The sequence below is a fragment of the Sphingobium sp. B2 genome, from assembly GCF_007693735.1.
GTDB classification, from domain to species: domain Bacteria; phylum Pseudomonadota; class Alphaproteobacteria; order Sphingomonadales; family Sphingomonadaceae; genus Sphingobium; species Sphingobium xenophagum.
In genome coordinates this window covers 3,171,087-3,196,312 of record NZ_VDBZ01000001.1, presented here as the reverse complement: position 1 = coordinate 3,196,312, position 25,226 = coordinate 3,171,087, and the positions used below count along the sequence as shown (strand labels likewise).

Sequence of the window (25,226 nt, the reverse complement as noted above, 5' to 3'; positions counted from 1 at the left end):
CGTCCCCTGGATTGGCCGTTGGATGCGCGTCACACGCCCTCTGGTTCGTGGGGAGCAGTTCCGTCCACCGCGCGATCATCCTCTATGCGGGGGAAAATGACATCGCCAATGGTCAGCGCCTGCACTTAACCGCCCAATATCTCCCGCGCGCGCGGCGCAAGCCGTTCTGTTGCGGCGGCGTGGATGCCGGGCGCGGCGCATAGCAGGCCAAAGGCGGTTGGCCGGGGCCGGTTGAACAGCAACGGATCGCCCAGCGCATCGGTCACCATCGCGCCGGCCTCCTGACAGATGATCGCGGCGGCCGCTATGTCCCATTCATTGCCCCAGCGCACCGTGGCGACCAGATCAGCCTCATCGGCGGCAACCATCGCCATGCGCAGCGCGATGCTGTTGGGCTTTTCGACCATCACCAGATCATTGTCGTTACGCGGCAATTGTTCGGCTGGCACCCGCGCGCCGGTGAGAAGCGTGCGCGATCCCGCGCGCAACGTCCGCCCATTGCGGGTCGCCCCATGCCCGGCCTGCGCGATCCAATATTCGTTGCGGGCAGGCGCGGCCAATATCCCCAGCCGCACCGCGCCATCCTCGACCAGCGCGACCGACACCGCCCAGCCGCGTCGTCCGCGCAGATAGTCGCGCGTGCCGTCGATCGGATCGACCACCCACACCCGCGACACGCCCAGCCGATGCACGGTATCGGCGGTCTCCTCCGACAGCCATCCCGCCCCCGGATCGATCGCGCCGAGCGAGGCGCGCAGCAGGCCATCGACTTCCAGATCGGCATCGCATACCGGATGGCCCGGCACTTTTTCCCACTGGCGCACGCGCGTTTCGCCACCCGCCCATAGCGCCAGCGCATGATCGGCCGCATCCGACACGGCCCCCACGATCGCGCGCAGGTCGATATCAGCCCCCGGCAACGGTCATCCCGTGTACGCGTAGCGTCGGCACATTCATGGCATAGCGGAAATGCAGGTCATTGGCGGGTATCAGGGAACGGAACATCGCCTTCAAATTGCTGGCGATGGTGATTTCGGACACCGCGTTGGTCACCGCCCCATTTTCGATCAGGAAGCCAGCCGCCCCCCGGCTATAATCGCCCGTGACGCCGTTGACCCCCATGCCGATCAGTTCGGTGACATAGATGCCGCGCTTCACGTCCGCCATCAGGTCGCCGGGGGATATGCTGCCCGGCTCCATATGGACGTTGGTGATGCTGACCCCCGGCGCGCCGCTGCCGCCACGGCTGGCATGGCCGGTCGGTTCCTGTCCCAACTGGCGTGCCGACGCACTGTCCATCAGCCAGCCGGTCAGCACCCCCTTGTCGATCAGCGCGCGCCGTTCGACCGGCAGCCCTTCGCCATCGAACGGGCGCGATCGCAGCCCGCGCGCCAGCAACGGATCGTCGATGATGGTGACGTTCGCGTCAAACAGCGCCTCGCCCAGCGATTCGAGCAGGAAACTCGATCGCCGCGCAATCGCCGGGCCGACCATGCCGCCAATCAGATGCCCCACCAGGCTGGAACCAATGCGCGGATCGAAAATCACCGGCATCACGCCACTATCGACCTTGACCGGATTCAGCCGCGCCACCGCCCGCTGGCCCGCCCGCACGCCGACCGCCTCGGCCTGATCCAGATCTTCCAGATGACGCGCGCTGTGGCTGGCATAGTCGCGCTGCATGTCCGATCCGCTGCCCGCCAGGACGCTGGCCCAGGTCGAATGGCTGGTTGCGCCATAGGCGCCCGCAAAACCATGGCTGGTCGCCAGCGCAATCTGGCTACGCCCGCTCGACGCGCCCCCGCCCTCGCTATTGGTGATGCCCGGCACGGCGCGCGCCGCGTCCTCCGCTATCATCGCGCGTTCGCGCAGCGCAGCGGGTTCCGGCTCCTCGCTGTCGGTCAGGTCCAGCGCGGGCAGGCGCTTCTTCATCAGCCGGTCCTGCGGGGCAAGGCCTGCATAAGGATCTTCGGGTGCCTCGCGCGCCATCGCCACCGCCCGGTCGACCAGCGTGCCGAGCGTTGCGGGGTTCATGTCAGACGCGGAAATGCTGGCCGACCGGTTGCCGATGAACACGCGCAGGCCGATCTCCTCGCCCTCCGACCGCTCAATATCCTCCAGCGCGCCAAGCCGCACCGATATGTTGGTGGAGGCATTGCAGGCATAGATGGCGTCGGCTGCGTCCGCCCCCGCCTTGCGCGCGGCGCTCACCAGATCCTGCGCGCGCGACTGGGCTTCTTCTAGGCTGAGCATGGAGGCAAGCTATTCCCGAAACGAAAAAACAATGGGTCGGCCTTACGCGCTTGGCTCGCGCGGGGCAACGCCCGCCAGCCAATGGTCGAGCAAGTGCCACGCCCCCGCCATGCGCGGCGGCGCGATGAAGGGTGCGTCCGGCTGCCCGGCCATCGCTGCGCGCACGCCATCGGCATCGCACCAGAAAGCGTCCTCAATCTCGGTCGGGTCCAGCGTCAGCGCGTCGCCCGCTGCCTGCGCGACGCAGGCGATCATCAACGACGATGGGAAGGGCCAGGGCTGGCTCATCACATAGCGCACGCCATGGACGCGGATACCCGCTTCCTCGAACAATTCGCGCGCCACCGCTTCCTCGATCGTCTCGCCCGGCTCGATAAAGCCCGCGAGCGCCGAATAGCGTCCCGGTGGCCAGGCGTGCTGGCGGCCCAGCAGCACCTTGCCCTCATATTCCGCCAGCATGATCGACACCGGGTCCACGCGTGGAAAATGCTCCGCCTGACACGTCCCGCACTGGCGCGCCCAGCCTGCCTTGACCGGCGCAGTCCGCCCGCCGCAGACCGCGCAGAAGCGGTGGCGCACGTGCCAATGCAGCAAACTGCGCGCTGTCCCGTAAAGCGCCAGTTCCTGCGCTGACACTTGCCCCGCCAATGCCCGGCTACGGGGCGTCGCCCCCGAACCGCCCGTCAATTCGACCAGCAATTCAGCGAAGATCGGTCGTCCCTCCGGATCGACGCCCAACAGCACATGATCCTCGACCAGCGCGCCGCCATCGATCGGCTCCAGCACCAGCGCGCCATCGACCTCGACCGGCTCCAGCCCGTCCAGCACCAGCACGCGCGCTGCCGGATCGGCAAATGTCTCCGCCAGCAATGCAGGGTTCGAGCGGATATGGTCGACACGATCGAGCGTGCCGCCGACAAAGCCGGGCGGGTCATCAAGCCGGGGGTCAGTGCCGTGCATCCGCATCCTTCTCCTTCAACACCGCCTGCGCCGCGCGGGCGAATAAAGTGGGCAGCCCCGCATCGGCAATGCGTTCGACCGGCCACCATTCGCCCGCGCCGCACGGGGCATGATCCTGCTCCACATGGGTGGTATGGACGGTCAGCGCCAGCGAGAAATGGGTAAAGACATGGGCAACCGGATCGGCCAGCGTCCGCCAGTCCCCGGCAAAGGGTGGCGCGGCGGCGGGATCGGCGCTCCAGTCGGAACTGGGCAGCGCCCGCATCCCGCCCAGCAGCCCCTTGTCCGGACGGCGCACCAGCCAGACATGACCGTCCGCCCGCTCGATCCACCAGCCATGACCGTTACGATGGGGCCGCGTCTTCTTGGCCGCCTTGACCGGATAGGCGGCGGGGTCAGCCGTGCGCACTGCCGCACAATCATCCCGCAACGGGCAGATGCCGCACGCCGGATTGCGCGACGTGCAGATGGTCGCGCCTAGGTCCATCATCGCCTGCGCAAAATCCCCCGCCCGCGCATCGGGCGTGATCGCATCCGCTGCCGCGCGGATCGCCGGACGGGCCGCTGGCAAAGGCGTATCGATGGCAAACAGCCGCGCCACCACCCGCTCGACATTGGCGTCCACCACTACCGCGCGCCGCCCAAAGGCGATTGCCGCCACCGCAGCGGCGGTATAGGCGCCCACCCCCGGCAGGGCGCGCAACCCCTCCTCCGTATCGGGGAAATGCCCGCCATGATCGCGCACCACCGCGCGCGCGCAGGCCAGCAGGTTACGGGCGCGGGCATAGTAGCCAAGCCCCGCCCAGGCCGCCATCAGATCGGCATCGTCCGCCGCCGCCAGTGCCTCTACGCTGGGCCAGCGCGCCGTGAATTTCGCGAAATAGGGGCCGACCGCCGCCACCGTCGTCTGTTGCAGCATGACTTCGGACAGCCAGACCCGATAGGCGTCGGTCGCATTGGCGCCGGGCAGCGCGCGCCAGGGCAGGCGCCGGGCATGGACATCATAATGGGCCAGCAGGTCGGCCGCTATTTTTACCCCGTCTTTTACCATGTCACCCTCGACGCGCATGGCGGCGCTATGCCATGGTGCGGCCCATGACGGAACGCCCCCCGACACCCAAAGTGAAAAGTCGCGCCATTCCAGCGGCGGAGCGGCCGCGCGTCGGCGGATCGCGGCGAATCGCCGATCTGATGCCCGACATTGGCCGCGCCGCCTTCCGCAAGTTCGGCTTCGTCCAGTCGAGCATCGTCACCCGCTGGTCGGAAATCGTCGGCAGCCATTATGCCAGCATTTCCGCACCCGAATCGATCCGCTTCCCGGTCGGGCAAAAGGCTGGCGGCACGCTGCAACTCACGGTCATGAGCGGCCATGCGCCGATGGTCCAGCACATGGTGCCGGACATCATCGAACGAGTGAACCGCTTTTTCGGCTATGCCGCCGTGGCGAAAGTGGCGATGCGGCAGGGCGAAATCATGCCCAGCCCCGCCGAGCGCCGCCCGCCGCCCCGCAATCTCAAGCCCATTCCGGTCGAACTGGGCGATTCGCTGCGCGACATTGGCGACCCGGAATTGCGCACGGTGCTGGAATCGCTGGCGCAGGGACTTGCCAACAGCAGCGGCCTGCCCAAAATCGGATAATCGTTCGGCTGGCGTTCAGCACCAGTCATTAACTGGACTTGGCTCATGAAAAAGCTGCTTTCCCTCGCCCTTCTCGCCCTGCCCGTCGCCGTCCTGGCCGCACCCGCCGCCAACTGGGTCGACCGCGTCACCGTCTCGGCGATCGGCGGCCATGCCATGGGCAATCCCGCCGCGCCCACGAAGCTGGTCGAATATGTCAGCTACACCTGTAGCCATTGCGCCCATTTCGTCGGCGAAGCGAGCGCCCCGCTCAAGGCCGATTATGTCAAAAGCGGCAAGGTCAGCGTCGAAGTGCGCAACGCCGTGCGCGACAAATATGACCTGACCGCCGCGCTGCTTGCCCGCTGCGGCGGCCCGGCGCGCTTCATGGGCAATCATGAAGCGCTGTTCGCCAATCAGGATGCGTGGATGGAACAGCTGCTTGCCTATGATCGGGACGCGGTGAAGCCGACCGAACAGATTGCGGCGCTGCGCGACATCGGCCAGAAAACCGGCCTCTACACGCTGATGGCCAAGCGCGGCTACACGCCCGCCCAGTTGAATGCCTGCATCGCCAGCCCCATGGCGATGAAGCAGGTCATGGCGATGACCGACGAGGCATGGAACAAGGTGAAGATCAACGGCACGCCCGGCTTCACCATCAACGGCGCGCTGGTCGCCGGATCGGACTGGGGCAAGCTCCAGGCTGCATTGCCCCCCGTCGCCCGCTGATCTAATAAAGCCGTCAACCCGCCCATAATCGGAGCCTTGCCCGTCGTGAAAGCCTTGTCCGGTGTCGTCCTTATCGCCCTGTCCCTCACCCTTGCCGCCTGCGGCAAGAGCGAAGAAGGCGCCGTGCCCAAGGGCGAAGCCATTGCCGCCGTCGCGCCGCCAGCGGGCACCAGCTGGTCGGAAACCATCGCGGCGACGCCAGAGGGCTATTTCGTCATGGGCAATCCGGCGGCCAAGCTGAAGCTGGTCGAATATGGCTCCTACACTTGCAGCCATTGCCGTGACTTTTCCGTCGAAGCGTCGGAGGAGATCAAGAAGCTGGTCGATACCGGCAAGATGAGCTTTGAATTCCGCACCTATGTCCGCGACCCGATCGACATTTCGACCGCGCTGCTCGCCCGTTGCGGCGGCAAGGACATCTTCTATCCCCTGTCCGAACAGTTTTTCGCGAACCAGAACGCGATGTTCGAAAAGGCGCAGGCTCTGGGCGACCAGCCCTATCAGGCGTTGATGAGCGCCCCGCCGGCACAGCGTTTCGGCCGGCTGGCCGGTGCGCTGGGCCTTATCGATTTCGCCAAGCAGCGCGGCATTGCCGAAGATCAGGCGAAACAGTGTCTGGCCGATACCGGGGCAGCCGAAAAGCTGGCCAAGGGCGTCGAAACAGCCAACAGCCAGTATCAGATCACGGGCACGCCCAGCTTCCTGATCAACGGCGTGTTGGTCGACAATGTCGCCAACTGGGCGACGCTTCAGCCCAAGCTCAAGGAAGCAGGCATCTGATTGCGCGTCGGGGGGCGGACATCAGCGCCTGAGCGCTTGAAGGCAGGGGTGGCCGCACGCCTCCCCTGCGCGGCCTTGTTCTGCGCCGCATTGCGGCCTTGGCGCAGACAACAGCAATGCAGATAAAGCGGCTCAAGCTTTCCGGCTTCAAAAGCTTCGTCGATGCGACCGAATTGCGCATTGAACCCGGCCTGACTGGCATTGTCGGCCCCAATGGCTGCGGCAAGTCCAACCTGCTGGAAGCCATACGCTGGGTCATGGGCGAATCCAGCGCCAAATCCATGCGCGGCGGCGGCATGGAGGATGTGATCTTCGCAGGCACCGCCACCCGGCCCCAACGCGATTTTGCCGAAGTCTCGCTCCTGACGGTGCAGGAACAGGGCGAGCTTTTTTCCGCCGTCGATATAGGCCCGGACGGCGAACTGGAGGTCACCCGGCGGATCGAGCGCGGCGCAGGCAGCGCCTATCGCGCCAATGGCCGCGACGTGCGCGCCAAGGATGTGTCGCTGATCTTTGCCGACGCCGCCACCGGCCCGCACAGCCCGGCGCTGGTCAGCCAGGGCCGAATCGCCGCCGTCATCGCCGCCCGGCCCCAGGAGCGGCGCGCCATGCTGGAGGAAGCGGCCGGGATTGCGGGCCTGCATGTCCGACGCAAGGACGCCGAGCAGAAACTGCGCGCGGCCGAAACCAATCTTGCCCGGCTCGCCGAAATATTGCTCGACATGGACGCGCGCGCCAATGCCCTGCGTCGTCAGGCCCGCGCCGCCGAACGCTATATCCGCCTGTCCGATCAGATCAGGGTCGCCGAAGCGCGCGCCCTTTTCGCCCGCTGGCGTGAGGCCCATGCCAGCGCCGAAACCGCCCGCGCGCAGGCGAAAGAGGCGGAGGCCGCCGTCGCCGCCGCGCAGGACGCGCAACTCGCTGCCGCCGCGCATGCCCAAGCCGCGCTGGCCGCGCTGGCCGAGCGTCGCGCCGCCGCCCAACGCGCGCGCGATGACGCCAGTGAGGCTGGCCATCGCCTCGCCACGCTACGTACCGAGCGCGACGGCGTGGTCCGGCGGCTGCATGATCTGGCCCAGCAGGCCGCCCGGCTGGAGGAAGATCGCGCGCGCGAAGGCACCCTCGCCAATGACGCCGCCGACGCCATCGCGCGCCTCACCGCCGAAATCGCAACGTTGAAGGCGCGCATCGCCGAAACCGAAAAGCTGCGCCCCGATTTCGCCAGCCGCATAGCCAGCGCCGAGGACAGCGCCCGCGACGCCGAACTGGATCTGGCCAAGGCGATGGCGAAGCAGGCAGGCGAACAGGCCGAACTGCGCGTCGCCGAAGCGGCGCTGGTGGCCGCGCGCAACCGGTTGGAGCGCGCGGAACGCGACGTTCAGCGCTTGAGCGGCGAAGCCGCCGCCCTGCCCGACCCCGCACCGCTGGAAGCGCAGCGCGCCGCCGCCATCGCTGCGCAGCAACAGGCCAGCGCCGCCCGCGATGCCGCCGAAGCCGCGATCCATGCCGCCGAAGCCGCGCGTCAGTCGGCAAGTGAGCAACGTGCCTCTGCCGAAGGCGCACTCTCCGCCGCGCGCGCCGCCCTCGCAGCGCTCGACAGCGAAGCGGCTGCGCTCAAACGCGCGGTAGACAGCGGTCCCGGCGGTCGCACCCGTGCGCTCGATCAGCTCAAGGCCGCGCCGGGCTATGAACGCGCTTTGGCCGCCGCGCTGGGCGACGATCTGGAAGCGCCGATCGCCCCCGACGGCAAGCGCCGCTGGGCCGGCGCGCCGTCGCTGACAAGCGACCCCACACTGCCCGACGGCTGCGCGCCACTCGCCGCCCATGTCACCGCCCCGCCCGAACTCGCCCGCCGTCTGGCCCAGATTGCGGTCACCGACAGGGATGAGGGCCATCTCCTAGCCGTCGGCCAGCGCCTCGTCACCCGCGATGGCCAGTTGCGCCGCTGGGATGGCTATGTGGCGATGGAAGGCGGGGCTGCGGCGGCGGAACGACTGATCCGCCTCAACCGGCTGGAGGCGATCGCCGCGAACCGCCCCACCGTCCAGGCGCAGGTCGATGCCGCCAGCACCGACCAGCAGCAGGCCAAGGTCCGCGAACAGGCTGCCAGCGATTCGCTCGCCAGCGGCCGCACCCAGCTTGCCCAGGCCGATCAGAGCTTGCGGATCGCGCTGCGTAGCGCAGACGAGGCAACGACTGCGCTGGAACGACTGGCCGGGCGGCGCGAAGGGATTGAGGAGCGACTGGCGGAGGCGCGCCGCGATGCCGATGCCGCCCGCGCCGATCATGACAGCGCGCAATCGGCCCGCGCCACCATGCCCGACGGAGCGCACCCGCGCACCCAGGTCGCCACGCTGGCGCAGGCAAGCGAAAAGGCACGCGCCATCGTCAGCCAGCTACAGGCCGATCAGGCCCTGGCCGACCGTGCCCTGTCGAGCGCCCGCGAACGGCAAGCCGCTGCCGATGCGGAGATCAAGGGCTGGCGCGCCCGCGCGGGCGAAGCGGCCAAACGCATCGCCGCGATGGTCGCACGTGGCGACGAGATAGCCACCGAACGCGCCGCCATCGCGGGCCAGCCCGACGTGCTGGCGCAGGCCATCGCCGCGCTGGACGATCAGGGTGCGACGCTGACCGCTGCCGCCGATGCTGCCCGCCATGCCGAGCAGGACGCCGAAGCTGCCTTGCGCCAGGCCGAGCAGCGATCCGCACAGGCTGGCGAAATGTTCGCCGCTGCCCGCGAAGCGCGCGCCACCGCCACGGCCCGCGCCGAATCCGCGGATGAACGGCGGATCGAAACCAATCGGCTGTCGGGCGAACGTTTCGAATGCCCACCCCCGCTCCTGCCCGAAAAGCTGGGCTTTGCCAGCGCCGACATCCGCCTCGCCCAGACCGAACAGGCCGACCATGACCGCTTCACGGCCGATCGCGAGCGGATTGGCCCGGTCAATCTCGTCGCGGCGCAGGAACTGGAGGAACTGGAGCAGGTGCAGGCCAGCAGCCGCGCCGAAAGCGAGGAACTGACCCAGGCGATCCATCGCCTGCGCGGCTCGATCGGTAGCCTCAACCGCGAAGGCCGCCAGCGCCTGCTCGCCGCGTTCGAGGCGGTCGACGCCCATTTCCGCCGCCTCTTCACCACCCTGTTCAATGGCGGTCAGGCGCATCTGGAACTGATCGACAGTGACGATCCGCTGGAATCGGGGCTTGAGATCATGGCCCAGCCACCGGGCAAGAAGCTGGCTGCGCTCACCCTGCTGTCGGGCGGGGAACAGGCGTTGACCGCCGTGGCGCTGATCTTCGGCCTGTTCCTTACCAATCCCGCGCCGATCTGCGTGCTCGACGAAGTCGACGCACCGCTGGACGACGCCAATGTCGAGCGGTTCTGCGACCTGCTCGACGCCATGGTCGCCCAGACCCAGACCCGCTACCTCATCGTCACCCACAACGCCGTCAGCATGGCGCGGATGCACCGCCTGTTCGGCGTCACCATGGTCGAACGCGGCGTCAGCCGCCTCGTTTCGGTCAACCTCCAGAGCGCCGAAGCCTTGCTGGCGGCAGAATGATTATTGTAGTTACAAAAATTCTTGACGAATTTCTGTAGTTATGCAAAATGGCAAAGCGTTTTTGTCCACCCTGGAGCGCGTCGCGTAACTACGTTCTAGGGGCATGAAAATGGAATTGAGCTTCGATCCGGCAAAGCGATTGAAAACCCTACAGGAACGGGGATTGGATTTCGCTGATGCCGCGCAGGTTTTTGACGGTCCGTCCTACACGGTGGAGGACGATAGATATGACTATGTTGAGCCGCGTTTTCAGACTTATGGCCTGATGAACGACAGGCTCATTACGGTGGTCTGGACGCCGGTTGATGGTGGAATCCGGGTCATCTCCATGAGGAAATGCAATGACCGAGAGCAGAAAGCCTTTGCCCGCAGATTGGGATGATGATGACATTCCCGAATGGACGGAGGAGATATTTGATCGAGCGGAATTTCGCATCGGCGATAGGGTTATCCGCCCCGCCACTGGCACGCTGACCCGTCCCGGCCGCCCCAAATCGGACGCCCCCAAACAACAGGTAACCCTTCGCCTCGACGCTGCCGTACTGGACGGTTTCCGCGCCACCGGGCCGGGCTGGCAAAGCCGGATCAACGCCGAACTCCGCAAGGCGCTCGGCCTTTAATCCTTAACCCGCCCTAACCAGCCCTTCATCCGCCGGAACAGGCCACGTTCGCTGATCGGCTCGAACATTTCGTCCGGTCCTTCGGGGTCCAGCACCTCATGGTCGGCCAGCCAGGCCTGTACGTCGTTCAGGTCTGGTGTCTCATAGGGGCGCAGCGTCCGGCCGGGCTTCTGGCGCATTTCCTCTATCCCCGCGACCAGCCCGCGCTGCGCGACGACGCGCGCCACCCGCTCCACTGGCAGGTCGAGATGCTCGGCGATCAGATCGTCTCGGATCGCCCTGATCCTGTCCTGCCAGCCGGCATTGGCGGGCAGCGCGGTATCGATCGTCACGTCGCATTCGGTGTCCAGCCGCATCGAGCGGTTGTTCATGTTGGATGAACCGACCCGGATCAGCCGATCATCGACGATCAGGATCTTGGCGTGGACATAGATGGGAACGCCGCGCGTCGTGAAGGGATGATAGATGCGCAGCCGCCCATGGACGTCACGCGCCTTCAAAGCCTCGAACAGGCGCGCTCGCGCCGAATCCATCGCCTGCTGCTCCAGCCAGCCATCGGCCTGGGTCGGATTGATGATGACGATGTCCGGCCCGTCCGCTTCGTCGAGCCGATTGGCGATCGCTTCGGCAATGCGGCGCGATGCGAAATATTGGCTTTCGGCATAAATGCAACGCTGCGCCGCTGCGATCTGGTGACAATAGAGCCGCTCGATCTCGATCAGTTCTTCCTGATCGTCCATTTTGGGCGCGGAGCGGGAAATGGCGACATCGACATCGGTGAATTGCACCGGCAGATGGTCGGGCCAGCAATCTTCCACCCCCTCGACCGGTGCCAGCGCATCGCCGCCCGCCCCGACCCAGCGATTGCGGGCATGTTCCCCCAGCGCCGCGGCGACAGGTCCGGTCAGCGCCGTGGTCGCATCGTGCCAGGGGCCATAGGGCGACCCGTCCGGATGCAGCCGGCCCGGTTCTTCATCGCGATGATGGCGCGTGTCCCATCGGTCGCCAGTCATGTCGATGCCGCCGCAAAAGGCGAAGCAATCGTCAATCACCACGATCTTCTGATGATGGGAGGCAGCGGGCGGATGATGACTGTCCAGCTTCACCGTCACGCGCGGATGGGCCATCCATTTGAGCGTCGTGAACAGGTTGGTTGGCCGCACCATCGACTTCATCGCGCCGACGTCCCAGCGCAGCAGGAAGATTTCCAGATCCGGCGTGCGGTCCACCAGCCAGCTGATGAAATCGCCGATGACCACTGGCGCGCCATCATGGACCTCATCCTCCCGCACCAGGCTGATCGCGGCATCAAAATCCCAGCCGATCAGCATGATCCGCCGTTTCGCCTTGAGCATCGCCGTGCGGGCATGGCGGAAATAGGCGTCGGCGTCGATGATCGTGCTGGCGCGCGTTGCCCGTGCGATCTGCCAGCAATCCTCTCCGGCGACGGGGCCGGCAATTGGCGCGCTCATGCGCTGCCGACCACTAGGCATCCCAGAAACATCAGCAGTCCGGCAAAGCGGTTGGATCGGAATTTGACGAGTGGATCGAGACCATCCTCGCGCAGGGTGGCGACCTGCCACAGCAGATGCCCCGCCACCGGCAGCAATGCGGCCAGCGCCAGCATCTGGGGCCGCACCTGCCAGATCGCCCCGCTCCACAGGCCGAGCGCGCACAGATAGCAGAGCGCCACGCCCAGCCGGACGTGCCGCCCCATGGATAGGGCGCTGGAACCAATGCCGATCAGCGCGTCGTCCTCCCGGTCCTGCAGCGCGTAGATCGTGTCATAGCCCACAACCCAGAAAATGGTTCCGGCATAGAGTGAAATTCCCGGCAGCGTCAGCGCGCCCATCACCTCGCTCCACCCGACCAGCGCCGCCCATGAAAAGACGAGGCCAAGCCAGACTTGCGGCCAGCCGGTGATCCGTTTCATGAAGGGATAGGCCGCGACCAGCGCCAGCGACGCCAGCGCAACGACCTGCGCATAGAGGCGCAATTGCAGCAGCACGATCAGCCCGACCAGACATAGCGCAACCAGCCACAGCCAGGCCGTGCGCAGCGTCATCGTGCCGCTCGCCAGCGGGCGCGCGGCCGTGCGCGCCACTTTGCGGTCGAGATCGCGATCGACGATATCGTTGAATACGCAGCCAGCGCCGCGCATCGCGATGCTCCCCGCCAACAGCCAGAGTATCAGCGGCCAGCGCGCAAAGCCGCCCCCCGCCAGCGCTACCGCCCAGGCCCCCGGCCAGAAGAGCAGCCACCAGCCGATGGGCCGGTCGAACCGCGCCATCTGCACCAGCGCGCGCGGGGTGTCCGGCAGCCGCGCCAGCAGCCCACGCGCCTGGCTGTCGGGAACGATGATCTGGCTCAACTGACGCACTCCATTCGGGCCGACTTGTCGAAGCCCCGTTCTTCTCTAAAGACTCCCATAGCCTCCGGGCAAGTTTCGTCGAACGGAAAGCGCATCATGACCGCAACTCCCGCCTGGCCGCCGCAAAGCGCGCCGCGTCTGCATGTCGAAACCCAGTTGGGGGATGGCGTGTCGGTGCCTGTCGATGGCAATCCGGCCCATTATCTGATCAGCGTCATGCGGGTGAAGCCCGACGACATCGTCCTGCTGTTCGACGGCCGATCAGGCGAATGGGCCGCCCGCGCCCGCGACATCCGCAAGCGCGACCTGATATTGGAATGCATCCGCCAGACGCGACCGCCCGAATCCGTCCCGGATTTCTGGCTCTGCTGCGCCCCGATCAAGAAGGGCCGAATAGATTTGATCGCTGAAAAGGCGTGCGAACTGGGCGTGGCCAAGCTCCAGCCGGTCCTCACTCGCCGCGCCGTGGTGGACAAGCTCAACCTGGACCGTTTGCACGCCCATCTGGTCGAGGCCGCCGAACAATGCGGCCGCACCAGCCTGCCGGATCTTGCCGCGATGGTGAAGCTCGATGCGTTGCTGCGCGACTGGCCGCAGGACCGTCACCTGTTCTTTGCCGATGAAACCGGCGGCGCACCGCTCGCCGCGGCCTTTGCCGCCCACCCCGGTCCCGCCGCTTTCCTGATCGGGCCGGAGGGCGGATTCGACCCGGCCGAACGCGAAGCGATCCGCGCCCACCCGCGCGCCGTGGCGGTTTCGCTCGGTCCCCGGATCCTGCGCGCCGAAACCGCTGCCATCGCCGCAACGGCAGCGTGGATGACGCTGAACGGGGACTGGCACTAAGTTTCATTTCGCTATTGGATTGAACCGTTTATAGACAGGCCCTATCTGATCAACGCCAGTCGCTGTTTGACCGGCCGAGGGGAAGCATTAAGGGCGGGGCATGAGCACCAGAACCGACTCAGCGGGTGAAGATCCCGTCATCGAAAGCCGCGACCAGTTGATCGCGGCCTTTGCCAAGGGCGAAAAGCCCAAGGATCGCTGGCGCATCGGCACGGAGCACGAGAAATTCGTCTATAACCGCAAGGATCATCACGCCCCTTCCTATGAGGAAAAGGGCGGCATCCACACGCTGCTGATCGGCCTGACCCGATATGGCTGGAACCCGGTGTTCGAGGGTGAGAATATCATCGCCCTGTCCGGCGCCGACGGCACGATCAGCCTGGAACCGGCCGGGCAGCTCGAACTGTCCGGCGCGCCGCTCGACAATATTCACCAGACCTGCGCCGAAACCGGCCGCCATCTGGAACAGGTGAAATATGTCGGCGACATGCTGGGCCTGGGCTTTCTGGGCCTGGGCATGTGGCCAGACAAGACGCGCGTGGACCTGCCGATCATGCCCAAGGGCCGGTATGAAATCATGCTGCGGCACATGCCGCGCGTCGGCTCCATGGGGCTGGACATGATGCTGCGCACCTGCACCATCCAGACCAATCTGGACTATGGCAGCGAAGCGGACATGGCCAAGAAGTTCCGCGTCTCCCTCGCCCTGCAACCGCTCGGCACCGCGCTGTTCGCCAATTCGCCCTTTACCGAAGGCAAGCCCAACGGCTTCCTCTCCTACCGCAGCCATATCTGGTCGGACACCGACCCCAAGCGCACCGGCATGTTGCCCTTCGTGTTCGAAGACGGCTTTGGCTATGAACGCTATGCCGACTATGCGCTCGATGTGCCGATGTATTTCGTCTATCGCGACGGCAAATATATCGACGCTTCGGGCCTGTCGTTCCGCGATTTCCTGAACGGCGAACTGTCGGTCCTGCCGGGCGAAAAGCCCACGGAGAAGGATTGGGAGGATCATCTTTCCACCGCCTTTCCCGAAGTGCGGCTCAAAAGCTTCCTTGAAATGCGCGGCGCCGATGGCGGACCCTGGGGCCGCATCTGCGCCCTGCCCGCGCTCTGGGTCGGCCTGCTCTATGATCAGGGCGCGCTCGACGCCGCCTGGGATCTGGTCAAGGACTGGAGCATGGAAGATCGCCAGATATTGCGCGATTCCGTGCCGCGCCTCGGCCTCGATGCGCCGGTCGGCAAGGGCCGCACGCTGCGCGACATCGCCCGTCCCGCGCTCGACATTGCGCGTTCAGGCCTCGCCGCCCGCGCCCGTCTCAATACGGCAGGCGACAATGAAACCGGCTATCTGTCCGATCTGGAAGAGGTCGTGTCGTCCGGCAAGACCCACGCCGAACGGCTGCTGGATCGCTATCATGGCGAATGGGGCGGCGACGTCAGCAAAATCTATGCGGAAGAAAGCTTCTGATCGCGCGATGCGGGCGGCTTATTCGGCTGCCTGAATCACCGCGGCGGCGGGGCGCTTGCGTCCCGTCACCCACGCGAAGAAGCGCGGCACCGGCGCGTTGCGCTCCATCCAGTCGCTATAGGCGCGATAATCGGGGTCGGCGGACAGATGCTGTTCTTCCGTCCGGGCGCGCCAGTAATAGACCGCATTGGTGAGCGCCAGCATCGCGCAATTGCGCACTATGTCGGTCATGGACCCGGACACGCTCAGGAAAGGCAGCGCCGAAAACCACCAGAACAGATTTTTCGCCAGATAGGCCGGATGCCGGGTCCAGCGATAGGGACCGTGCGTCAGGATACCGCGATGGGTCAGGTTGGAAAAGCGCAGGCCGAACGCCACCGTCGCCCAGGCATAGATGCCGGTCAGCAGCACCAGCCATCCACCCAGCGCCCATTGCAGCACGCCCGACCCTTGCGTCCAATAGTCCCATTCCGCCCCGCCCGCATGATAATCAAGCGGTCCCCCGCCCCCCATCAGCACGAACGGCGGATAGCAGATCAACGCTGCGACCCAGCCCGCCAGATAGGGGTTGGCGGTGCGGATATGCGAATCCAGCGGCTTGAAGGTCAGAATATAACCCACCGTGGCAAGGCACACGTCGATCATGAACATGACCGCAATCAGGAAACCAGCCATCGCCACGGGATTGGCGAAGGCCTCCTCGATCCGCCAGTCCACGACATTGGCGAAATTGCCGGGCACGATGGAGACCATGAAAGCCAGGAAAAAGCCCTTCACCGTCCAGGCGCGGGCATGATGGGCGACCTGGCGCATGTCGGGCGCGCCCGCCGCGCCGCCGATCACCCATTGGCCAAAACTGTAACTGGCATCCTTGGGGTGCACCAGCCGCCGGTCGATCCAGATGATGTAGGGGATGGACAAAGCGAGCAGCCAGGGCGCTGCAGCGGTGAACAGGTCCATCGAAAATCGGTAGTTGCCGTTCCAGTACCAGCGCGCGATGCAATAGAAGATCGCAATGGCGAGCCAGGTCGCCCACAATCCCGCAATCTTGATGATGCTGATGTCCAGCACGTCGCGCACGGGACGCGCCGGGCCATGCCAGTCGATGCCGGTCGATGCGTTGCGATGCACCTTGTCCACCATCAGCGACCACAGCACCATTGGCAGGCCGCAGGCGACGACCGCGGCCAGCCCGGCATTGGGACCGTCCATGCCATAATGGCGCGCCACCAGCGTCCAGAGGCCAAGGCCGACTAGGCCAGCGATGCCCACGCCGTGGCTGACGGCGGATTTGGGGCAGGGATCGACGGAATCGCGCATGGTCGCTGCTCTAGCGCAAAAGGGTAAGCAAGCGGTGAAAGGCATGGCGCGTGTCGGCCGGCAGGAATCATCTTAACCTGTGGCAAGGCCATGAACCCTTTTTATCTCAGTGCGTTATCTCAACCTAAGCTTCGACAATGGAGACAGGAGATGACGATTGCGGTGCGATTTCCCGATGGCAGCGTGCGCAACGTCCCTGCCCAGTTGAAGGAAGTCCCGGCCCTTGGCAGCCCCAATGGCCAACCAGTGTTTGAGCGTGTGCCGCTCAACTGCGATCCGGTCTGGCGTTTCCAGCGTGTCGGCGACGATTGGTACGCCGCGCCCCGCAGCGGCAGCCTTTCGGTGCTCAAGCCGATATTGCCCGAATGGTGGAGGACGGTACGGCATATGGGACTGGACGATTCGGCGCCCCGCTCCGCCAAGCAAAGCCAGTCGCAGGGGCGACGCGGCCCGATCGACACCGCCGCCTGATGGGGCGGATTTGAATTTCGCTCAGCCGCCCAGCACGTTGATGGTAAAGGCCAATATGCCAAGGTTGAACAGGAAGGCGGCAAGGCACTGAAACAATACGGTGCGCCGCACGCCGCTGTCAGTGATGGATATGTCGGACGTCTGGAATGTCATGCCCAGCGTGAAAGCGAAATACAGAAAATCCCAATAGCCCGGCTCCTTCGTGTCCGGAAAATCCAGCCCGGCGCAGTCGCCGCCACCCTTGTCCGCCCGATAGAAGATATGCGCGTAATGCATCGCGTAAATGAGGTTGGAAAATAGCCAGGCGACCAGCAACGTCGCCAGCAGCAACGCGATCACCCAGGCCTTGGGCCCGCCATGCTGGCTCACAGCCACGCCGACCGCGACCAATATGACCAGGCTGACGATCCCGGTCAGCAACAGCATCAACTCGCGATTGGCGTCATTCGCCTGCGCCTTGCGCCGGATGGCGGCGGGATCGGCACGGATCAGCGGCACGACCGACACCATGAAAGCCAGCGCGGCGATGTCGAAACCCGCCATCACCGCTTCATGCCAGCGCAGCCAAAGGCCAAGCGGCGCTGCCGTCACCAGCAGCGCCAGGAACATGCCATAACGCCACGGGAAGATGGGCTGGCGGGAAATCGTGCGGCTCATGCGCCCTTCATAGCACGGCGGCGATCAATCCGCGCGCCTGCGCTTCATTGGCCTCCAGATACCAGTTTTCAGGCGCTTTCTGGAGCAACTCCTCCATGCTGATGTCCGATCCTAGGATCAGATTCTGGAACCCTTCATTCTGGATCGCGATCGACGATTCAATCTCGTTCAGCGTCGCCTTCAATGTCGCGATGCAGGTGGAAAGCGGCCCTGACAGCTGGATATTCTTCGTGATCAGCCGCTCATGGATCATGATCCGGGTGCCGCGGGTCACATAGCGATTTTCGGTGGCGAAAAAGCTCATGAAGGTCGCCCCCGCCGAATAGACTGCGGTTCGCCCCAGAAATACCAGCCGTCGTTCAGGATAAAGGTCGGAATGGAAACGAATATCTTCGCCCATCAGCCGGGCAATTTCCGGGTCGCCGCCCAGGGTGGAAATTTCCACCACCACCAAACCCTGCTGCGGCGCGTTCGACAAGCAGTTCTTGAAATGCAGATACATGCCATGGTCGACCACCCCCGACAGCATGATCGATGGATATTCAAAATCCTTTGGGCCTAGCATCGGTGCGGTCATAAGCATTGTCGCGTCCTTGGAAGATCGGTGTCGCGCTGCACTACGCATGGGCGCGCAAAAGGTGCCGCGCTTTTACGCTGGCGCCGCGCGCGGGAGGCTGTAAAGAACAGATCATGACCATGGGGCGGCGGACATGATCGCGAAATTGAAAGGACGGCTCGACAGCACCGGGCTGGACCATGCCATCATCGATGTGGGCGGCGTGGGCTATCTGGTCGGCGCCTCATCGCGCACGCTCGCGGCGCTGGGCAGCATCGGCGAAGCGGTGACGATCCACACCGAAATGCTGGTCGCGGCGGATTCGATCCGCCTCGTCGGCTTTGCGCGCGCAGAAGAGCGCGACTGGTATCGGCTGCTCACCCATGTGCAGGGCGTGGGATCGCGGGTGGCGCTGGCGATCCTGTCCGCGCTCGAACCGCTCGAACTGCACCGCGCCGTCGCGATGGGGGACAAGGCGATGATCGCGCGCGCGAACGGCGTCGGCCCCAAACTCGCCCAGCGCATCGTCAATGAATTGAAGGACAAGATCGGCGCGCCCCCGGCTGGTGGCCCAATCGACGCGGGTGGCGTCGCCATGCTGCCCACCGGCAGCTTCGCCGCCGACGCGCTCTCTGCGCTCCAGAATCTCGGCTTCAAACCCCATGAAGCCAGCACCGCCGTCGCGTCTGCCGAAGCCGAACTGGGCGATGACGCCAGCCTCGATGCGCTCGTGCGGCTCGCGCTGCGGAAGGCCGCGAAGTGACCGAAGACCGCCTGCTCGCCCCCACTCGTCGCGTCGAGGATGTCGACGCCGCGCTGCGTCCCAAATCGCTCGACGAATTTATCGGGCAGGAAGCCGCGCGCGGCAATCTGCGTGTCTTTATCGAGGCTGCGAAGTCGCGGGGCGAGGCGCTGGACCATGTGCTCTTCTTCGGCCCGCCCGGCCTTGGCAAGACCACGCTGGCGCAGATCGTCGCCAAGGAAATGGGCGTGGGCTTTCGCGCCACATCCGGCCCGGTCATCGCCAAGTCCGGCGATCTGGCTGCCCTGCTCACCAACCTCGACGAAGGCGACGTCCTGTTCGTGGACGAAATCCATCGTCTCAACCCGGCGGTGGAGGAAGTCCTCTACCCCGCGATGGAGGACCGCGCGCTCGACCTGATGATCGGCGAAGGCCCGTCCGCCCGATCGGTCCGCATCGACCTGCCGCCCTTCACCCTGGTCGGTGCGACCACGCGGCAGGGGTTGCTCACCACCCCCCTGCGCGATCGCTTCGGCATCCCGGTGCGCCTGCAATTCTACACCGTGCCCGAACTGGAACTGGTGGTGCGCCGCGCCGCCCGCTTGCTCGACCTTGCCATCACCCCCGACGGCGCTGTGGAGATTGCCCGCCGGTCGCGCGGCACCCCGCGCATCGCCGGGCGGTTGCTGCGCCGGGTGCGCGATTTCGCCAATGTCGCCGGCGTCCCCGCCGTCGATGCCAAGGTCGCCGACGCCTCGCTTCGGCGGCTGGATGTCGATGATCTGGGCCTTGACCTGATGGATCGCCGCTATCTGATGATGATCGCCGACATTTATCGGGGTGGTCCGGTGGGCGTCGAAACCCTTGCCGCCGGCCTGTCCGAAGCGCGCGACACGATCGAGGAAGTGATCGAGCCTTATCTCATCCAGCTTGGCCTCATCGCCCGTACCGCGCGTGGCCGCTGCCTCAACGGTCCGGGCTGGAAGCATCTGGGCCTCAACCCGCCGCAGGACGTCCAAAACGGGCTGTTCGACTGAGAAAAGCATGGCCGCTACGGCATGGCGGGGCTATAGCCATGGCCAAGATCAGGCGCGCGCCAGATGCGTCGGAACCGCAGGAGTCGAGCCTTGAGGGCCATCGAGACATTTCCCAACCTTGTCACCATGTTCTTCACGCGCGCCGCAGAGCGCGGCGACACCCCCTTTCTGTGGCGCAAGAGCGGCGGGACATGGCATCCGCTCAGCTGGAATGAGGTCGCCCGCCGGGTCGCCGCCCTGTCCACCGCGCTCAAATCCCTGGGCCTCAAGCCCGGCGACCCGGTCATGCTGGTCAGCGAGAATCGGCCCGAATTCTGCATCGCCGACCTGGCGATCATGGCGGCGGGCTGCATCACCGTGCCGACCTACACCACCAACACCACGCGCGATCACCAGCATATCCTGACCGACAGCGGCGCCCGCGCCGTCATCGTCTCGACCGCCAAGCTGGCACAGGCGCTGATGCCCGCCGTCGTCCGCTCGCAGGCCAGCTTCGTCATCGGCATGGAGCCGTTGCGCGGCGCACAGGGGCAGGCGACCTGCCATCTGTGGGACGATCTGATCGTCGCCCACCCCACCGACGTTGCCGCCTGCGCCGCCGCCCAGACCGCAACCCGTCAGGATCAGGCCTGCATCATCTATACCAGCGGCACCGGCGGCGCGCCGCGCGGGGTGATGCAGCATCATGGCGCGATCCTGCTCAATGCCGAAGGCGCAGGCACCATCGTTGCGGAGGATTTCGGCTGGGGCGAGGAGACATTCCTCTCCTTCCTCCCCCTCTCCCACGCCTATGAACATAGCGGCGGGCAGTTCCTGCCCATGCTGCTGGGCGGGCAAATCTACTATGCGGAAGGGTTGGAAAAACTCGCCAGCAATATCGAGGAAACCCGGCCCACCATCATGGTCGTCGTCCCCCGCCTGTTCGAAGTGCTGCGCGCCCGCATCATCAAATCGATCGAGAAGCAGGGCAAATTCCCGACCTGGCTGATGGCGCAGGCGCTGCGCATCGGCGCAAAGGAACAGCAGGGCAAGGCGTCCGTCCTCGACCTGCCGTTAAAAGCCCTGCTTGCCCGCACGCTTCTTCCCAAGATCCGCGCCCGCTTCGGCGGCAGGCTCAAGGCGCTCGTGTCGGGCGGCGCGCCGCTCAACCCCGATGTCGGCCTGTTCTTCGATGCGATGGGCCTCACCCTGCTCCAGGGCTATGGCCAGACCGAAGCCGGTCCCGTGGTCAGTTGTAACCGCCCTAGCGCGGGCATCGCCATGGACACGGTCGGGCCACCACTCAAAGGGGTGGAGGTCAAGATCGCGGACGATGGCGAAATCCTCGTGCGCGGCGAACTGGTCATGCACGGCTATTGGCGCAACCCGGCCGAAACCGAAAAAGTGCTGAAGGATGGCTGGCTCCACACCGGGGATATTGGCGAATTCGATGCCAAGGGACGCATCCGCATCACCGACCGCAAAAAAGACCTGATCGTCAATGACAAGGGCGACAATGTCTCCCCGCAAAAGATTGAAGGGATGCTGACGCTCCAGAATGAGATCGGTCAGGCGATGGTGCATGGCGACCGTCGCCCCTATCTGGTCGGCCTGATCGTGCCGGACGCTGAATGGACCCGCGAATGGGCGCAGGCCAATGGCGTCGTGCCTGCCGACGCGCCTGCCAATCCGGCCTATATGGCGGCGCTGCGCGCGGCAGTGGACCGGGTCAATGCCGACCTGTCTGTGATCGAACGGGTCCGCCGCTTCATCCTGGCCGACGAACCCTTCACCATCGACAATGAGGAAATGACCCCGTCGATGAAGATCCGCCGCCATGTCATCCGCAAACGCTATGCCGATCGGATGGACGCGCTGTACAAGGGATGAAGGATTGAAAGCTCTGCCTGTGCCAATCTTGGCCGCGATGGTCGCCAGCGCGCCATTGCACGCTGCAACGCCATCCGGCCCGGCCAGCATGGCCGAGCATCAGCGCCAGTGCGCGGGCAAGGATGGCTGGAGCGATCCCGCCCCGCCCGTCCGCATCTTCGCCAATGTCTATGACGTGGGCAGTTGCGGCATCACGGTGCTGCTTATCACCGGGGCGAAAGGCCATATATTGATCGACGGGGCCACCGCGCAGGCTGTCCCTACCATCATCGCCAATATCGAGCGGCTGGGCGTTCGCCCCAGGGACGTTAAATATCTGCTCTCCACCCATGAGCATGTCGATCATGCCGGCGGGCTGCACGCCCTTCAGCAGCGCACCGGCGCCACCCTGATCGCGTCGACGGCCGCCCGGCCGATGCTGGAAAGCGGCACCCCGGCCCGCGACGATCCGCAACGCGGCGGCCTCGATGCCTTTACCGGCGCGCGCGTCGGGCGCATCGTCAGGGATGGGGAAGCCGTCACGCTGGGATCGCTCCGCCTGACCGCCCATCTGACGCCGGGCCATTCGCCGGGCGGCACCAGCTGGTCATGGACCGCCTGCGCCGGAAAAAATTGCCGCAGTATCGTATATGCCGACAGTCTGAGCGCAGTATCGGCGGACGGGTATCGCTTTGCCGATCACCCCGCCTATGTCGCCCGCCTGCGCGCGACCATTGCCAAAGTCGCGGCGCTCCGCTGCGACCTGCTCATCACGCCGCATCCGTCCGCCAGCGCTCTTTACGATCGCCTCGCGGGAACTGCCCCTTTGATCGATAGCAAGGCTTGCACCCGCTACGCCGCTGCTGCGCGTTCGAATCTGGACAAAAGGCTCGCCCGCGAAGCGGCTGCCGTCAAAGGACGATAAGGGCAGCCGCTCACTTGCCAGGTGTGCGATAGGGTATGAAATCCCCCAGTGCGCAACTGCCCGTGGTCATCCCCGACATCAAATTGGCGCTGGCGGCCAGATCGCCCCGGCACAATTGCGTCCCGAAAACGCGCACGATCAGCGTGTCACCAAAGGTCAGGCCGTTGCAACTGCCCATCAGCTCATTCTTGTAGATGAGCCGCTTGTTCACGCGATAGAGCAGCACATTGTTGCTGATCACCGTCAGGTTGGTCTGCGGCTGTTGGTCGATGCAGCTGACCTTTTCGCCTGCAACCTTGCCAGCCAGCTCCTCTTCCAGCTTTGTCGCCTGCTTCTGGGTCAGGGGGGTGGGTTCGTAGCTACCGGTGCAGGCGGCCAGTAGCATGGGCGTCAGGCATATCCATGCACGCATCATGGCTCTCCTCTTTCTCTGCCCCCAAAGACGGCAACATAGCGCAGAATCCGTCAGGCCGCATCCTTAGCCGCGCGCCGCTGCGCCAGTTCATCAACGTTCCGCGCCCGCATGAAGATGTTGGTCGCCCGCTCCAGTCCGATCGTCGTCGGCACGGTCGCCTCGCCACGCGCCCGCGCAGCCTCCACTTCTACCATCCGTGCAGCCAGCGCCGCATTGTCCGGCTCCACCTCCAAAGAGAAACGACCGTTGGAGAGTGTATATTCATGCGCGCAATAGACCGCCGTATCCTCCGGCAGAGCGCCCAGCCTCGCCATATTGGCGAACATCTGCGCCGCGGTCCCCTCGAACAACCGCCCGCAACCCATCGCAAGCAGCGTGTCGCCGACAAAAACGATATGCTCGTCGGCCAAATGATAGGCGATATGCCCGGCGGTGTGAGCCGGGATTTCCATCACGGTCGCGACATGTGCGCCGATCCGCACCTCATCGCCTTCTCCCACCATCCGGTCGAGCGTGCCGATCTTGTCCGCTTCCGCCGCCGGGCCGGTAATCGTGCAACCCGTGGCCGCCTTGATCGCCGCATTGCCGCCGACATGATCCCCATGCCAGTGGGTGTTCCACACCTGCCCAATGGTCCAGCCGCGCGCCTGCGCCGCTGCCAGAACCGGATCGGCGACGGCAGGGTCGATCACCACCGTCTCGCCACTTGCTGCGTCATGCATCAGCCAGACATAATTGTCGCTCAGCACCGGGATGCGGGTCACTTCCAGCATAGCGCTCACCATGTACCAACATTGGGCATCGACGCCCAGGGTTCGGCCGGGTCCAGCCGCCCGTCCTGCAACAGTTCGATCGAAATGCCGTCCGGCGATCGCACGAAAGCCATATGCCCGTCGCGCGGCGGCCGGTTGATCGTCACGCCCGCGTCCAGGAAACGCTGGCAGGTCTCGTATATATTCTCGACCCGATAGGCGAGATGGCCGAAATTGCGCCCGCCATCATAGCTTTCCGGCTGGCTGCCGTCGGTCGGGGGCCAGTTATAGGTCAATTCAACCTGCGCCTCCTCATCGCCCGGCGCGGCGAGAAAGACCAATGTGAAGCGCCCCTGTTCGCTATCGAACCGCTTGACCTCTTTCAGCCCCAGCAGGTCGAAAAAGGCGATGCTTTTGTCGATGTCGGTCACGCGGATCATGCTATGCAGATATTTGGGCAAGGGTCACTCCATTCGTCGCCATAAAGCAACGGTTCATCTCAGTTCTGGCACGACAACCCTATAGATAAGGTCGCGCATCCCCCGAAGGAAGAGGAAAGCATTATGGCATTGGAATTGCGGGACAAGGTTTTGCTGGGCAGTGCCGCGTTGCTGGCGCTGGGCGTCATGAGCGGCGGCTATCTGCTGGGCGACGGGCTGAAACGGGCCAGGGCAGCGGACCGCTCTGTCACCGTGCGCGGCCTTGCCGAAAAGGATGTGACGGCGGACCTTGCCACCTGGTCGATCAGCTATTCGGCGACCGGCTTCGACCTGCCTACGGTGCGCGCCGAAATCGACAACAACACGCGCGAACTCAAAGCCTATTTTGCCAGTCTGGGCTTCAAGCCTGACGCCCTCACCCCGGTCGGCGCTGGCGTGAACCAATATCTCAACAATGGCGTCAACAATATCACCATTACCCAGCGGATGCTGCTGCGCACCACCGACATCGCCCGCGCCCAGCGCGCCGTCGCGCAACAATTCGACCTGGTCCGCCGCGGCGTGACGCTGCAGGAAGGGTCCGGCATGCGCTACAGCTTCACCAAATTGAACGACCTCAAACCCCCGATGGTCGCCGCCGCCACCAAGGATGCGCGCAACGCTGCCGAACAATTCGCGAAAGACAGCGGCACCAGCGTCGGCGGCATCAAAAGCGCGACCCAGGGCTATTTTTCGATCGACGCACGCGACGGCGAAGGCGGCGACGGATCGAGCGATACGCCCTACAAAAAGGTCCGTGTCGTCACAACGGTTGATTTTTACCTTAAATAACAACAGCTTAGATATATATCGG

The 25,226-nt window shown here is 65.1% G+C and carries 26 protein-coding genes; 14 read left to right on the top strand and 12 right to left on the bottom strand.

The window, feature by feature from the left end; all coding sequences use genetic code 11:
- Positions 1-125 precede the first annotated feature (125 nt).
- Genes FE851_RS15595 through mutY form a run of 4 tightly spaced genes read right to left on the bottom strand, consistent with a single transcriptional unit; the run spans position 126 to position 4,282 of the window.
- Positions 126-920: a 3'(2'),5'-bisphosphate nucleotidase CysQ gene (locus tag FE851_RS15595; protein ID WP_017182949.1), complete on the bottom strand. Its 795-nt coding sequence runs from the start codon at positions 918-920 to the stop codon at positions 126-128.
- Positions 907-2,253: a TldD/PmbA family protein gene (locus FE851_RS15590; RefSeq protein ID WP_145203864.1), complete on the bottom strand. Its 1,347-nt coding sequence runs from the start codon at positions 2,251-2,253 to the stop codon at positions 907-909. Before FE851_RS15590 ends, FE851_RS15595 begins: the two co-directional genes overlap by 14 nt.
- A 42-nt stretch (positions 2,254-2,295) precedes the next feature.
- On the bottom strand, positions 2,296-3,213 hold the full coding sequence (gene nudC / locus FE851_RS15585; protein WP_186378839.1) for an NAD(+) diphosphatase: 918 nt from the start codon (positions 3,211-3,213) through the stop codon (positions 2,296-2,298).
- Positions 3,200-4,282, bottom strand: a complete 1,083-nt coding sequence (gene mutY / locus FE851_RS15580) for an A/G-specific adenine glycosylase (protein WP_145203858.1) — start codon at positions 4,280-4,282, stop codon at positions 3,200-3,202. The genes nudC and mutY overlap by 14 nt, the downstream gene beginning before the upstream one ends.
- Before the next feature lie 26 nt (positions 4,283-4,308).
- On the opposite strand from mutY, the gene FE851_RS15575 reads away from it, so the two are divergent.
- The 6 genes from FE851_RS15575 to FE851_RS15550 all read left to right on the top strand — a co-directional run bounded on the left by FE851_RS15575 (position 4,309) and on the right by FE851_RS15550 (position 10,522).
- Entirely contained in the window at positions 4,309-4,851 is a 543-nt protein-coding gene (locus FE851_RS15575; RefSeq protein ID WP_026002354.1) for a DUF721 domain-containing protein, read from the top strand.
- Positions 4,852-4,896: 45 nt separating this feature from the next.
- Positions 4,897-5,562 (top strand): thioredoxin domain-containing protein, encoded by a 666-nt coding sequence (locus FE851_RS15570; protein WP_017182944.1) that lies wholly within the window; start codon positions 4,897-4,899, stop codon positions 5,560-5,562.
- A gap of 45 nt (positions 5,563-5,607) precedes the next feature.
- Entirely contained in the window at positions 5,608-6,342 is a 735-nt protein-coding gene (locus FE851_RS15565; RefSeq protein ID WP_186378838.1) for a thioredoxin domain-containing protein, read from the top strand.
- 116 nt (positions 6,343-6,458) lie between these two features.
- A complete protein-coding gene (gene smc, locus FE851_RS15560) occupies positions 6,459-9,902 on the top strand; it encodes a chromosome segregation protein SMC (protein WP_145203852.1) in 3,444 nt (1,147 codons plus the stop codon).
- A 109-nt stretch (positions 9,903-10,011) separates the two neighbouring features.
- Positions 10,012-10,284: a BrnT family toxin gene (locus FE851_RS15555; RefSeq protein ID WP_017182941.1), complete on the top strand. Its 273-nt coding sequence runs from the start codon at positions 10,012-10,014 to the stop codon at positions 10,282-10,284.
- Entirely contained in the window at positions 10,265-10,522 is a 258-nt protein-coding gene (locus tag FE851_RS15550; protein WP_017182940.1) for a BrnA antitoxin family protein, read from the top strand. Before FE851_RS15555 ends, FE851_RS15550 begins: the two co-directional genes overlap by 20 nt.
- Here FE851_RS15550 and FE851_RS15545 read toward each other — a convergent pair.
- Positions 10,519-11,994 (bottom strand): phospholipase D-like domain-containing protein, encoded by a 1,476-nt coding sequence (locus tag FE851_RS15545; RefSeq protein WP_107125910.1) that lies wholly within the window; start codon positions 11,992-11,994, stop codon positions 10,519-10,521. The two genes, FE851_RS15550 and FE851_RS15545, sit on opposite strands and share 4 nt — an antisense overlap.
- Entirely contained in the window at positions 11,991-12,893 is a 903-nt protein-coding gene (gene ubiA / locus FE851_RS15540) for a 4-hydroxybenzoate octaprenyltransferase (protein WP_145203849.1), read from the bottom strand. The genes FE851_RS15545 and ubiA overlap by 4 nt, the downstream gene beginning before the upstream one ends.
- A 96-nt stretch (positions 12,894-12,989) precedes the next feature.
- Here ubiA and FE851_RS15535 point away from each other — a divergent pair, with 96 nt between their 5' ends.
- Together FE851_RS15535 and FE851_RS15530 are read left to right on the top strand one after the other, a co-directional pair.
- Entirely contained in the window at positions 12,990-13,736 is a 747-nt protein-coding gene (locus tag FE851_RS15535) for a 16S rRNA (uracil(1498)-N(3))-methyltransferase (protein WP_107125912.1), read from the top strand.
- Between the two features lie 100 nt (positions 13,737-13,836).
- On the top strand, positions 13,837-15,210 hold the full coding sequence (locus FE851_RS15530; protein WP_145203846.1) for a glutamate--cysteine ligase: 1,374 nt from the start codon (positions 13,837-13,839) through the stop codon (positions 15,208-15,210).
- A gap of 18 nt (positions 15,211-15,228) precedes the next feature.
- Here FE851_RS15530 and FE851_RS15525 read toward each other — a convergent pair whose 3' ends face one another.
- Positions 15,229-16,530, bottom strand: coding sequence for a methyltransferase family protein (locus FE851_RS15525; RefSeq protein ID WP_145203843.1), 1,302 nt, complete (start codon positions 16,528-16,530; stop codon positions 15,229-15,231).
- A gap of 150 nt (positions 16,531-16,680) precedes the next feature.
- Here FE851_RS15525 and FE851_RS15520 point away from each other — a divergent pair, with 150 nt between their 5' ends.
- Positions 16,681-17,001, top strand: a complete 321-nt coding sequence (locus FE851_RS15520; protein ID WP_130754573.1) for a hypothetical protein — start codon at positions 16,681-16,683, stop codon at positions 16,999-17,001.
- A 21-nt stretch (positions 17,002-17,022) separates the two neighbouring features.
- On the opposite strand, the gene FE851_RS15515 is transcribed toward FE851_RS15520, so the two are convergent.
- Together FE851_RS15515 and FE851_RS15510 are read right to left on the bottom strand one after the other, a co-directional pair.
- Positions 17,023-17,658 carry a DUF1345 domain-containing protein gene (locus FE851_RS15515; RefSeq protein WP_145203840.1) on the bottom strand — a complete coding sequence of 212 codons (636 nt, stop codon included), beginning with the start codon at positions 17,656-17,658 and terminating at the stop codon, positions 17,023-17,025.
- Positions 17,659-17,665: 7 nt separating this feature from the next.
- The gene (locus FE851_RS15510; protein ID WP_026002350.1) at positions 17,666-18,241 is read right to left on the bottom strand and encodes a peptidase S14; all 576 of its coding nucleotides are present in this window, start codon (positions 18,239-18,241) and stop codon (positions 17,666-17,668) included.
- A gap of 127 nt (positions 18,242-18,368) precedes the next feature.
- Between FE851_RS15510 and ruvA the strand changes: the two genes are divergently transcribed.
- The 4 genes from ruvA to bla all read left to right on the top strand — a co-directional run bounded on the left by ruvA (position 18,369) and on the right by bla (position 22,766).
- Entirely contained in the window at positions 18,369-18,977 is a 609-nt protein-coding gene (ruvA, locus tag FE851_RS15505) for a Holliday junction branch migration protein RuvA (RefSeq protein ID WP_145203837.1), read from the top strand.
- Positions 18,974-19,993 carry a Holliday junction branch migration DNA helicase RuvB gene (gene ruvB, locus FE851_RS15500; RefSeq protein WP_019053438.1) on the top strand — a complete coding sequence of 340 codons (1,020 nt, stop codon included), beginning with the start codon at positions 18,974-18,976 and terminating at the stop codon, positions 19,991-19,993. Before ruvA ends, ruvB begins: the two co-directional genes overlap by 4 nt.
- 126 nt (positions 19,994-20,119) lie before the next feature.
- Positions 20,120-21,862, top strand: a complete 1,743-nt coding sequence (locus tag FE851_RS15495) for an AMP-dependent synthetase/ligase (RefSeq protein WP_145204503.1) — start codon at positions 20,120-20,122, stop codon at positions 21,860-21,862.
- A gap of 4 nt (positions 21,863-21,866) precedes the next feature.
- Positions 21,867-22,766 carry a subclass B3 metallo-beta-lactamase gene (gene bla, locus FE851_RS15490; RefSeq protein WP_261370960.1) on the top strand — a complete coding sequence of 300 codons (900 nt, stop codon included), beginning with the start codon at positions 21,867-21,869 and terminating at the stop codon, positions 22,764-22,766.
- 10 nt (positions 22,767-22,776) lie between these two features.
- Here the strand turns inward: bla and FE851_RS15485 are convergent, their stop codons facing one another.
- The 3 genes from FE851_RS15485 to FE851_RS15475 are packed head-to-tail and all read right to left on the bottom strand — an operon-like array spanning position 22,777 to position 24,394.
- A complete protein-coding gene (locus tag FE851_RS15485) occupies positions 22,777-23,178 on the bottom strand; it encodes a hypothetical protein (RefSeq protein WP_026002348.1) in 402 nt (133 codons plus the stop codon).
- A 53-nt stretch (positions 23,179-23,231) separates the two neighbouring features.
- Positions 23,232-23,954, bottom strand: a complete 723-nt coding sequence (gene gloB, locus FE851_RS15480) for a hydroxyacylglutathione hydrolase (RefSeq protein ID WP_145203834.1) — start codon at positions 23,952-23,954, stop codon at positions 23,232-23,234.
- A 5-nt stretch (positions 23,955-23,959) separates the two neighbouring features.
- Entirely contained in the window at positions 23,960-24,394 is a 435-nt protein-coding gene (locus FE851_RS15475) for a VOC family protein (protein WP_019053434.1), read from the bottom strand.
- 102 nt (positions 24,395-24,496) lie between these two features.
- On the opposite strand from FE851_RS15475, the gene FE851_RS15470 reads away from it, so the two are divergent.
- A complete protein-coding gene (locus FE851_RS15470) occupies positions 24,497-25,204 on the top strand; it encodes an SIMPL domain-containing protein (RefSeq protein ID WP_107125924.1) in 708 nt (235 codons plus the stop codon).
- Positions 25,205-25,226: the final 22 nt, after the last annotated feature.